At 65.6% G+C, this 8,962-nt stretch carries 10 protein-coding genes; 3 read left to right on the plus strand and 7 right to left on the minus strand.

Going from position 1 to position 8,962, the window contains the following annotated elements:
• Positions 1 to 9: 9 nt before the first annotated feature.
• Positions 10 to 513, minus strand: a complete 504-nt coding sequence (locus tag ABIG06_RS09225; RefSeq protein WP_370135773.1) for a Twin-arginine translocation pathway signal — start codon at positions 511 to 513, stop codon at positions 10 to 12.
• Positions 514 to 796: 283 nt separating this feature from the next.
• Between ABIG06_RS09225 and ABIG06_RS09230 the strand changes: the two genes are divergently transcribed.
• Positions 797 to 1,804, plus strand: a complete 1,008-nt coding sequence (locus ABIG06_RS09230; RefSeq protein WP_370135776.1) for an LLM class flavin-dependent oxidoreductase — start codon at positions 797 to 799, stop codon at positions 1,802 to 1,804.
• A 117-nt stretch (positions 1,805 to 1,921) separates the two neighbouring features.
• Here ABIG06_RS09230 and ABIG06_RS09235 read toward each other — a convergent pair whose 3' ends face one another.
• From ABIG06_RS09235 to ABIG06_RS09260, 6 genes are read right to left on the minus strand one after another with little or no spacing between them, the layout of a single operon-like run.
• A complete protein-coding gene (locus ABIG06_RS09235; protein ID WP_370135779.1) occupies positions 1,922 to 2,797 on the minus strand; it encodes an amidohydrolase family protein in 876 nt (291 codons plus the stop codon).
• Positions 2,798 to 2,809: 12 nt separating this feature from the next.
• Positions 2,810 to 3,196, minus strand: a complete 387-nt coding sequence (locus tag ABIG06_RS09240) for a RidA family protein (RefSeq protein WP_370135782.1) — start codon at positions 3,194 to 3,196, stop codon at positions 2,810 to 2,812.
• A 25-nt stretch (positions 3,197 to 3,221) separates the two neighbouring features.
• A complete protein-coding gene (hpaH, locus tag ABIG06_RS09245; RefSeq protein ID WP_370135785.1) occupies positions 3,222 to 4,025 on the minus strand; it encodes a 2-oxo-hept-4-ene-1,7-dioate hydratase in 804 nt (267 codons plus the stop codon).
• Positions 4,026 to 4,028: 3 nt separating this feature from the next.
• Positions 4,029 to 4,889 carry a fumarylacetoacetate hydrolase family protein gene (locus tag ABIG06_RS09250; protein ID WP_370135787.1) on the minus strand — a complete coding sequence of 287 codons (861 nt, stop codon included), beginning with the start codon at positions 4,887 to 4,889 and terminating at the stop codon, positions 4,029 to 4,031.
• Positions 4,890 to 4,943: 54 nt separating this feature from the next.
• Complete coding sequence (locus ABIG06_RS09255) at positions 4,944 to 5,561, minus strand: flavin reductase family protein (protein ID WP_370135789.1); 618 nt, start codon at positions 5,559 to 5,561, stop codon at positions 4,944 to 4,946.
• A 3-nt stretch (positions 5,562 to 5,564) separates the two neighbouring features.
• Positions 5,565 to 6,530 (minus strand): Bug family tripartite tricarboxylate transporter substrate binding protein, encoded by a 966-nt coding sequence (locus tag ABIG06_RS09260; RefSeq protein WP_370135792.1) that lies wholly within the window; start codon positions 6,528 to 6,530, stop codon positions 5,565 to 5,567.
• A gap of 128 nt (positions 6,531 to 6,658) precedes the next feature.
• On the opposite strand from ABIG06_RS09260, the gene ABIG06_RS09265 reads away from it, so the two are divergent.
• Both ABIG06_RS09265 and ABIG06_RS09270 read left to right on the plus strand, forming a co-directional pair.
• Positions 6,659 to 7,468 carry an IclR family transcriptional regulator gene (locus ABIG06_RS09265; protein ID WP_370135795.1) on the plus strand — a complete coding sequence of 270 codons (810 nt, stop codon included), beginning with the start codon at positions 6,659 to 6,661 and terminating at the stop codon, positions 7,466 to 7,468.
• 195 nt (positions 7,469 to 7,663) lie between these two features.
• The gene (locus ABIG06_RS09270) at positions 7,664 to 8,959 is read left to right on the plus strand and encodes an O-acetylhomoserine aminocarboxypropyltransferase (RefSeq protein ID WP_370135798.1); all 1,296 of its coding nucleotides are present in this window, start codon (positions 7,664 to 7,666) and stop codon (positions 8,957 to 8,959) included.
• The last annotated feature ends 3 nt before the right edge of the window (positions 8,960 to 8,962 follow it).

The raw sequence follows: 8,962 nt of genomic DNA on the forward strand, positions 1-8,962 counted from the left end.
CAAGTCAGCTCAGGCCGGCTGAAGCACGAAATGCGCCTCGAGGCTGGTTTCCTTGGCGCTCCGCATCACCGGCCGCAGGAACACCGTTTTGAATTCGCCGCTGTCATAGGCGAGGTGGCCATGCGGCTGGCCGAAGATCGGAATGATCTGCGGCATCTCGAGCCGGAACTTGCCGTCCTTGTCGGTGAGCGTGGCGCCATGGCTCTGCGGCTCGTGCTCCTGCCCTTCGACGGTGTGCGCCCAGATCTGGATGCGCTGCCCGGCGAGCGGAGCGCCGTCACCGGCGCGGCGGACGGTGCCGCTCATCCAGAAGCCGCCCTTGCCGATCCGCTCCACGATCGCCGCGCCCTTGCGGTAGTTGTTCGCCCCGCCCGACATCGACTGGGTCGGTGCGAGGCCATCCGCGCGCGCTGACAACAGGAGCCCGGAAACGCCGGTTGCCAAAACCCCTGTTGCAACAACGGAGCCGCCAGCAGCGAGCAGGTTGCGGCGGCTAAGTACGACCCTCGTCATGTCAGTTCCTCCTGACAACCGTGCAGTTGCTCGGCAAGCTACAACACCAGGCGCAAAACGCCCAGTTCAGGCGGAAGGCGCCATAGGTCGCAATAACAGTGTTGTGAACCGGGCACTCATAGCTCACAGCGGGCAGGATGGGTGGCGCGGCTGCGAACCCGCGAGCCGTGCTGACGAAGCGTGATGGTCTTCGCGAGGCTCTACCCATCCTGCAACGCTGCCACTACATGTCTTTGCTGAAGACGCGCATGATCGCGCAGCCCTCCACACCGGCAGCCCTCACATGATCCCCTTCTCCGTGCTCGACCTCGCCCCCATCCGCCAGGGCAGCGATGCCGCGCAGGCGTTCCGCAACTCGCTTGATCTTGCCCAGCATGCGGAGAAATGGGGCTACAAGCGGTTCTGGCTCGCCGAGCATCACAACATGACGGGGATCGCGAGTGCGGCGACATCAGTGGTGATCGGCCATGTCGCGGGCGGGACCAGGACGATCCGCGTCGGCTCGGGCGGGATCATGCTGCCGAACCATTCGCCTCTCGTCATCGCCGAGCAGTTCGGCACGCTGGAATCGCTCTATCCCGGGCGGATCGATCTCGGGCTCGGCCGGGCGCCCGGCACCGACCAGTTCACCGCGCGGGCGCTGCGGCGCGACCTCGCCACCACCTCCGAGAATTTTCCGCATGACGTGCTGGAGCTGCAGGCGCTGCTCGGCGACGTGCAGCCGAACCAGGCGATCCGCGCCGTGCCCGGCATGGGGACCAAGGTGCCGCTCTGGATCCTGGGATCGAGCACGTTTGGCGCGCAACTGGCGGCCATGCTCGGCCTGCCCTTCGCATTCGCCTCGCATTTCGCGCCGCAGATGATGATGCCGGCGCTGCGCGAATATCGCGCGCGGTTCGAGCCCTCGGCGCAGCTCGACAAGCCCTATGCGATGATCGGCGTCAACGTGTTCGCCGCCGACAGCGACGCGGAGGCACAGCGCATGTTCTCCTCGCTGCAGCAGCAGTTCATCAACCTGCGCCGCGGCACGCCGGGGCCGCTGCCGCCGCCGGTCGATGACATGGACGCGCTGTGGTCGCCGGCGGAGAAGGCCGGCGTCGGCCAGTCGCTATCCTGTTCCGCGGTCGGCTCGCCGGCCGTGGTGGAAGAGAAGCTGAAGGCGCTGATCACTGAAACCGGCGCGGACGAATTGATGACGACGGGGCAGATCTACGACCACGCCGCGCGGCTGCGCTCGTTCGAGATCGCGGCCGAGGTGCGCGATCGGCTGGCGAAGCAGCCGGTGGTGTAAGGGCGGGAACCACGCCGTCATTGCGAGCGCAGCGAAGCAATCCAGAGATCCCTCCGTGGAAGGACTCTGGATTGCTTCGTCGCTTCGCTCCTCGCAATGACGCGGTGAGGTCCGAGCCTAGTCCGGAAAGCCGAACAGCTTGGCCGGATTGTGCACGAGAATCTTCTCCAGCTCGGCCTGATCAGGCGCGTAGCGATACATCAGCTCTAACAGGTCGGCATCGTTCGGCGGCTGCTTCACCGAGACCGGGTGCGGCCAGTCGCTGGCCCAGACGCAGCGATCGGGAGCGGCCTCGATATAGGCGCGCGCGATCGGGATCACGTCGTCGTAGGGAGCCCCGGTCTTCGACGTCTTTTCGCCGAGGGAGAGCATCACCCAGAAATTGCCCTTGGCCAGCAGCTCCAGCATCTTGCGCAGGTTCGGGTCGGCCTTGCCGGCTTCCGGATCTGGCCGCGCCATGTGATCGATCAGCACGGGGACGTCGAGATTCTCATATTTGGCGACGCTCGACATGATGCCGTCCTTCTCCGGCTGGATCTTGGCGTACCAGCCGAGCTCGCGGATGCGCGCGATCGCGCGGGCGAAATCGGCATCGGACAGCACGGCACCGAGTTCCTGGCGGAAGCTGAAGCGTGCGCCGCGCACGCCGGCATCATGCAGCTTGGCGAGGTAAGAGTCGCTCGCCTCGGCGAACACCAGCGCGTTGGCGCAGCCGCGATAGTTCGGGCCCATCGCAGCGAGGCCGTCGAGCACGACGGCATGGTCGGCGCCGTAAGTCGTGGTCTGCACGATGATGCCGCGCTCGATGCCGAGCGCCTTGTGCATGCGCAGCGCCGCTTCCCAGGTCGCGGTCGGCATCCGATAGGCGGCACCGGGGCGCTCCGGGTATTTGTCGATGGGTCCCAGCACGTGGAACTGGCTGTCGATGGTCCTCAGTGGCGGCGCCTTGCTCGGCCGGCGCGGGTTCGGATCAAACGGCAGATATGTCGGCATGCGCGAAACTCCTCAGTCGATCACGGCGGTGAAGTCGCACTGCACCAGCGCGCCGCCATCCATGTTGTCCATCGGCAGCGCGTGACGCGCCGGGCGGGAATGCTCGTTCGGAAACATCTTGAGCCATTCGACATTGACCGGCCCGCGCTGCGTGCGATCCTTCAGCCATACCGTCATCTTGATGATGTCGTCGGTGGTGCCGCCGGCGGCCTCCACCGTCGCCTTCATATGCGCGAACATGTTGGCGCATTGCGCGTCAAGACTTTCGGGCATTGCATTGGTTGCGGGATCGCGGCCAAGGATGACGCCCGACATCACGAGATTGCCGATGCGGCAGGCGTTCGGAATCGGATTGACGTGCTTGAAGCCGCCGATGTGGATGCTCTTGCGCCGCGTCATGGTGCGCTCCCTGCTGCTTGTTGGTTCAGACGAACTGGCACGACACCGAGCCGAACGCGCCGTAGTCGGCATGAAACGTGTCGCCGCGGCTGATGTCGACGGGACGCGTGAACGATCCCGCCAGCACCACCTCGCCGGCGGCGAGATATTCGTCATGCGGCGCGAGGCGGTTGGCGAGCCAGGCGATGCCGTTGGCGGGGTGATTGAGCACGCCGGCGGCAAGCCCGGTCTCCTCGACCTCGCCGTTGCGGAACAACAGCGCGCCGATCCAACGCAGATCCGCATCCATCGGGCGGAACGGCCGGCCGCCGAGCACCAGCGCGGCATTCGCGGCGTTGTCGGAGATCGTGTCCATGACCTTTCGCATCTTGCCGGTCTCAGGATCGACGCGATGCATGCGCGTCTCCAGGATCTCCAGCGCGGGCGTCACGTAGTCGGTGGCGTTGAGCACGTCGAAAATGGTGCAATCGGGACCGCGCAGCGGCGCCTTCAGCACGAAGGCTAGCTCGACCTCGATGCGCGGCGCGTGGAAGCGGTCGAACGGAACAGGCGTGGCGTCGGCATAGAACATGTCGGCGAACAGCACACCGTAATCCGGCTCGGAAATGCCGACCGCGTTCTGCATCGCCTTCGAGGTCAGGCCGATCTTGTGGCCCTTGATGACGCGGCCGCGGCCGAGCTGGAGCTTGGTCCAGGCGCGCTGGATGGCGTAGGCATCCTCGATGCTGAAGTCGGGATACTCCTTCGAGAACATCGGGATCAGCGCCTTGGTGCGCTCGGCTTCATCCAGGCGCGCGGCAAGGCGTTCGATCGTGGCAATGTCCAGCATGACTCAGCTCTCCGCCGCGACGGTGTTGCGCAGCACGCCAATGCGGCTCGACTCGACCTCGACGACATCGCCGACTTTCAGCCAGCGCGGCGGGTCGAAGCGGGCACCCGCGCCGGTCGGCGTGCCCGTCACGATCATGTCGCCGGGCTTGAGCGTCGCGAAGGTGGAGAGATAGGAGATGAGAAAGTCGAACGGGAACATCAACCGCTCGGTCGTGTCCTGCTGCCGCACCTCGCCGTTCACGCGCGTGACGATGTCGTGCGGACCGCGCGGATCGAGCTCATCCGCCGTGACGATCCAGGGACCGATGCTGCCGGAACGGTCGAAATTCTTGCCCTGCGTGACGTTGAACTTGCCGTGGCGCAGCCAGTCGCGGATCGTGCCCTCGTTGCACAGCGTCATACCGAAGATGTGCGACCAGGCCTGTTCGCGCGGGATGTGACGGCCGCCCTGCCCGATCACGATGACGAGCTCGCCTTCATAATCGAGCTGATCCGAAACCTTGGGCTTCTCGATCGGCTGGCCGGAGCCGGTCATTGAGGACATGCTGCGCACGAACAGGCTGGGATATTTGGGCAGGTCCGAACTGTCTTTATATTCGGCGTTGCGCTCGGCATAGTTGACGCCGATGCACCAGAGCTTTTCCGGCGCCAGCACCGGCGGCAACAGGACGAGTTTTTCGAGCGGGTAGTCGGGCTTCTGCCCGGCCGCCGCTTCCTGCGCATCGGACAGCGCATTCGCTGCGATCAACGCCTTCACGTCGGAGAAGTCGCGGCCGATCCGCCTGGTCAGATCGATCACACCGCCTTCGACGGCAGCACCATAGCGCGGCTCTCCGTTCACGAGATAGCTCAGGAGTCGCATTGTCGTTTTCTCCAATGATCTTGAGACGCTTGGCCCGCGTGAGCGGCCGCACGCTCAGTCGGTCGACTTGGGCGTCTGAAACACGGTCTTCAGCGTCACGATCTCGCCGAGGCGGGCGTAACGCGGTCCCCCGATGCGCGCGATCGGGTCGAGCGCTTTCGTCTCGACCTTGCCGTCATTGACGAGGCCGTCGCGCAAATGGAACATCACGACCTCGCCGACGATGAGCCGGCTCTTGGCGTCGCCGAATTCGAGGCACTGCCGGAAACGGCACTCCATCGCTACGGGTGCAGCGGCGAGCCGGCGCACCTTGACGAGATCGCAGGGCAGCGTTTCGAGCCCGAGATGCTCGACCTCGCTGATTTCAGGCGGATGCTCGACAGAGCTGTCGTGCACCGCATTCATCAGCGGCGTATCGGCGATGTGGATCACGTACTCCTCGGTATCGAGGATGTTGTGCGCGGTGTCCTTGTAGTCGGCGCCCTTGCGGCCGACGCTGATGGCCAGCATCGGCGGCTTCTGCGAGACGAAGGTGAAGGCGCTGAACGGGGCGAGGTTGAGCACGCCCGTGGCCGACAGGCTCGTGACCCACGCGATCGGGCGCGGCACCACGATGCCGGTCATCAGGCGGTAGATGCGCTCGGCACCGAGTTCGGTGGGATCGATCCGCATCGATCAATCCGCCCTGATATTGGCCTTGCGCACCACCGGAATCCACTTGGCGTCCTCGCGTTCGAGATAGGCCTTGAATTCGCCCGGCGTCATCGGCGTGGCTTCGCCGCCGAGCTTCTCGAACTTGTCGATCACGGCAGGATCCTTCAGGATCGCGACCAGCGTCTCGTGCAGCTTGTCGACGATGGGCGCGGGCGTGCCTGCGGGCGCGAACAGGCCGGTGAAGGTCTGGCCGTCGAAATCCTTGTAGCCGAGCTCGGCGAAGGTCGGCACGTCCGGCAGCGACTTCAGCCGGTGCGGGCTGGTCACGGCCAGCGCGCGGAACAGGCCGGCCTTGATGTGCTGGAGGCTGACCGTGAGCTGGTCGAACGCAAACTGCACCTGGCCGCCGAGCAGATCGTTGATCGCGGGCGCATTGCCGCGATAGTGCGCGGTGACCCATTGCAGGCCGAGATTCGACTGCATCAGCTCGCTGAGCAGGTGGTTTGTGGTGCCGGGGCCGGGCGAGGCCATGGTCAGCTTGCCGGGCTCGCGCTTGGCGAGCTCGAGGAACTCCTTGAGCGTCGTCGCCTGCACCGACGGATGCACCTCGAGCACCAGCGGCGTCATCGAGATCGTCGAGATCGGGAGGAAATCCTTCTTCCAGTTATAGGCCTCGCGCTTGTTGATCTCGGTCGCGAACAGCACCGGACCGTTCGCGCCGACAAACAGCGTGTAGCCGTCGGGTGCCGACTTCGCGAAGGCTTCGCCCGCGATCATGCCGCCGGCGCCGGCCTTGTTCTCGATGACGAAGGGCTGGCCGAGCTTTTCCTGGAGCTTGTCGGCGACGATGCGCGCGGCGCTGTCGACGTTGCCGCCGGCGGGATAGGGCACGATCAGCTTGACGTTGCGCGCCGGCCATTCCTGGCCCGATGCGGGGCCGGCCAGCATTGCAGTGACGGCAGCTATGGCAGCCCAGATTAGTCTCATGTTAACCTCCCGGTGACGCTACGAACTCAGTTCGAATGCCCGACGCCTCGCATGGCATTCCGATTGGGCCGCAATCTCCAGATGCGCGCTTGCCCTGTCGAGGGAATTGTGGCGTTCTTGTCCATAATATGGACAAGAGGCGTTCAACGAAATCCGCCGGTGGCGCCGAGGAGCCGCGGCAGGGCGCGCAGGCGATCCGGCGCGCGCTGGCGGTGCTGCGCATTCTCGCCGCAGGGCGCGAGGCCGGTGTGCCATTGGCCGAGGTGGTGCGGGCGACCGGCCTCACCCGCCCGACCGTGCATCGCATCGTCCACGTGCTGATCGAGGAAGGCATCGTCGAGCGGCACGAGCGGACCGGCCGCTACGCCATCGGCAACCAGGTGCCGGAGCTGGCGCTGGCGCGTCCCCGGCCCTCGCGGCTGCTGGTCGTCGCCAATCCGTCGCTGCAGCGCGCGTCTGCGGAGATCGGCGACACGCTGTTCCTGACGGTGCGCACCGGCAACGATACGCTGTGTGTCGATCGCCGGATCGGCGTCTATCCGATCCAGGTGCTGTCGATCGAGGTCGGCGCGCGCCGGCCGCTCGGCGTCTCCAGCGCCGGCGTTGCCATCCTCGCCGCGATGCCGGCGCAGGAGGCGCGAAAGATCATCGCGGCGAACGAGACGCGGTTCGAGGCCTACCAGACCAACGTGGGTGCCGTGACGAGCCAGGTCACCGCAGCGCGGCGGCGGGGCTACAACATGAGGGAGATCGGCCTCGTGCAGGGCACCAAATCGATTTCGACATGGATCAAGACCCCGGACGGACAACCGACTGCTGCGATCACGGTCTCCGCCGTCCGCACGAGGCTCGGGCCAAGGCGCGAGCAGGAGGTCGCGGATATTCTGTTGCGGGAGGCGCGGATGATCGAGCAGGCTATTCGCGGCAATCTCGGCTAGGGCACGAAAGACCTGCAACAGCGTCATGGCCGGGCTTGTCCCGGCCATCCACGCCTTTTCCAGCCGCACGAAGAACGTGGATGCCCGGGACAAAGCCCGGGCATGACGACCTTGTGTGAGCTGTCAATGGGCTGACGTGCCGCTCCGTTTTATGGCACAACGGCCACCCTTACTGACCGAGCAACGAGGCCATGCATGCCCGCGCCAAAACCGCCTGCTTTCGAGACCCTGAGCCTGCATGCGGGCCAGCATCCGGATCCCGTGACCGGCGCCCGCGCGGTGCCGATCTACCAGACCACGTCCTACGTGTTTCAGGATTCCGATCACGCCGCGGCGCTGTTCAACCTGGAGCGCGCCGGCCACATCTATACCCGCATCTCCAATCCGACCACGGGCGTGCTCGAGGAGCGGCTTGCGGCCTTGGAAGGCGGCGTCGGCGCCATCTGCACCGCCAGCGGCATGGCCGCGCTGCATCTGGCCATCGCGACGCTGCTCAACGCCGGCGACCACATCGTGGCGTCGAGTTCGCTCTATGGCGGCACCATCAACCTGCTCGCGCATACGCTGCCGCGCTTCGGCATCACCACCACTTTCGTCAAGCCGCGCGATCTCGACGCATTCCGCGCGGCAATCAAGCAGAACACCAAGCTCGTGATCGGCGAGACCATCGGCAATCCCGGGCTCGAGGTGCTCGACATCCCCAAGGTCGCGGCGATCGCGCATGACGCCAAGATCCCGCTGCTGATCGACAACACCTTTGCCACGCCCTATCTCAGCCGCCCCATCGAGCTGGGCGCCGACATCGTCATGCATTCGGCGACCAAATGGATCGGCGGCCATGGCATCGCGATCGGCGGCGCCATCGTCGACGGCGGCCGGTTCGACTGGCGCGGCTCCGGCAAGTTCGGCGTGCTGACCGAGCCCTATGGCGGCTATCACGGCATCGTCTTCGACGAGCAGTTCGGCACCGCCGCCTTCATCATGCGCGCGCGCACGGAAGGGCTGCGCGATTTCGGCGCCTGCCTGTCGCCGACCAACGCGTTCCAGCTCTTGCAAGGCGTGGAGACGCTTCCCGTGCGCATGGACCGCCACATGCAGAACACGCATCTCGTGCTGGAAGCACTCAAATCCAACAAGGTTGTCGACTGGGTGCTGCATCCCTCGCTGGAAAATCACCCCGATTACCAGCTCGCAAAGCAGTTGCTGCCGCGCGGCGCCGGCTCGATAGTGTCCTTCGGCATCAAGGGCGGCCGGCCCGCGGGCCGCAAGTTCATCGAAAGCCTGCGCATGATCAGCCATCTCGCCAATGTCGGCGACGCCAAGACGCTGGTGATCCACCCGGCTTCGACCACGCATCAGCAGATGGATGCCGAGCAGCTCAAGGCCGCCGGCATCGGCGAGGAGCTGGTGCGGCTGTCGGTCGGAATCGAGACGGCCAGCGACATCATCGACGATCTCGCCCAAGCCCTGCGCATCTCGCAAAAGGTCTGACGC

Source organism: Bradyrhizobium sp. USDA 326 (genome assembly GCF_049739485.1).
In the GTDB taxonomy this organism is placed as follows: Bacteria; Pseudomonadota; Alphaproteobacteria; order Rhizobiales; family Xanthobacteraceae; genus Bradyrhizobium.

Coding starts and splice junctions, on each gene's coding strand:
- ABIG06_RS09225 (WP_370135773.1), bottom strand. CDS start 513: ATGACGAGGGTCGTACTTAGCCGCCGCAACCTGCTCGCTGCTGGCGGC.
- ABIG06_RS09255 (WP_370135789.1), bottom strand. CDS start 5,561: ATGCGGATCGATCCCACCGAACTCGGTGCCGAGCGCATCTACCGCCTG.
- ABIG06_RS09230 (WP_370135776.1), top strand. CDS start 797: ATGATCCCCTTCTCCGTGCTCGACCTCGCCCCCATCCGCCAGGGCAGC.
- ABIG06_RS09260 (WP_370135792.1), bottom strand. CDS start 6,530: ATGAGACTAATCTGGGCTGCCATAGCTGCCGTCACTGCAATGCTGGCC.
- ABIG06_RS09250 (WP_370135787.1), bottom strand. CDS start 4,889: ATGCGACTCCTGAGCTATCTCGTGAACGGAGAGCCGCGCTATGGTGCT.
- ABIG06_RS09240 (WP_370135782.1), bottom strand. CDS start 3,196: ATGACGCGGCGCAAGAGCATCCACATCGGCGGCTTCAAGCACGTCAAT.
- hpaH (WP_370135785.1), bottom strand. CDS start 4,025: ATGCTGGACATTGCCACGATCGAACGCCTTGCCGCGCGCCTGGATGAA.
- ABIG06_RS09265 (WP_370135795.1), top strand. CDS start 6,659: ATGGACAAGAGGCGTTCAACGAAATCCGCCGGTGGCGCCGAGGAGCCG.
- ABIG06_RS09235 (WP_370135779.1), bottom strand. CDS start 2,797: ATGCCGACATATCTGCCGTTTGATCCGAACCCGCGCCGGCCGAGCAAG.
- ABIG06_RS09270 (WP_370135798.1), top strand. CDS start 7,664: ATGCCCGCGCCAAAACCGCCTGCTTTCGAGACCCTGAGCCTGCATGCG.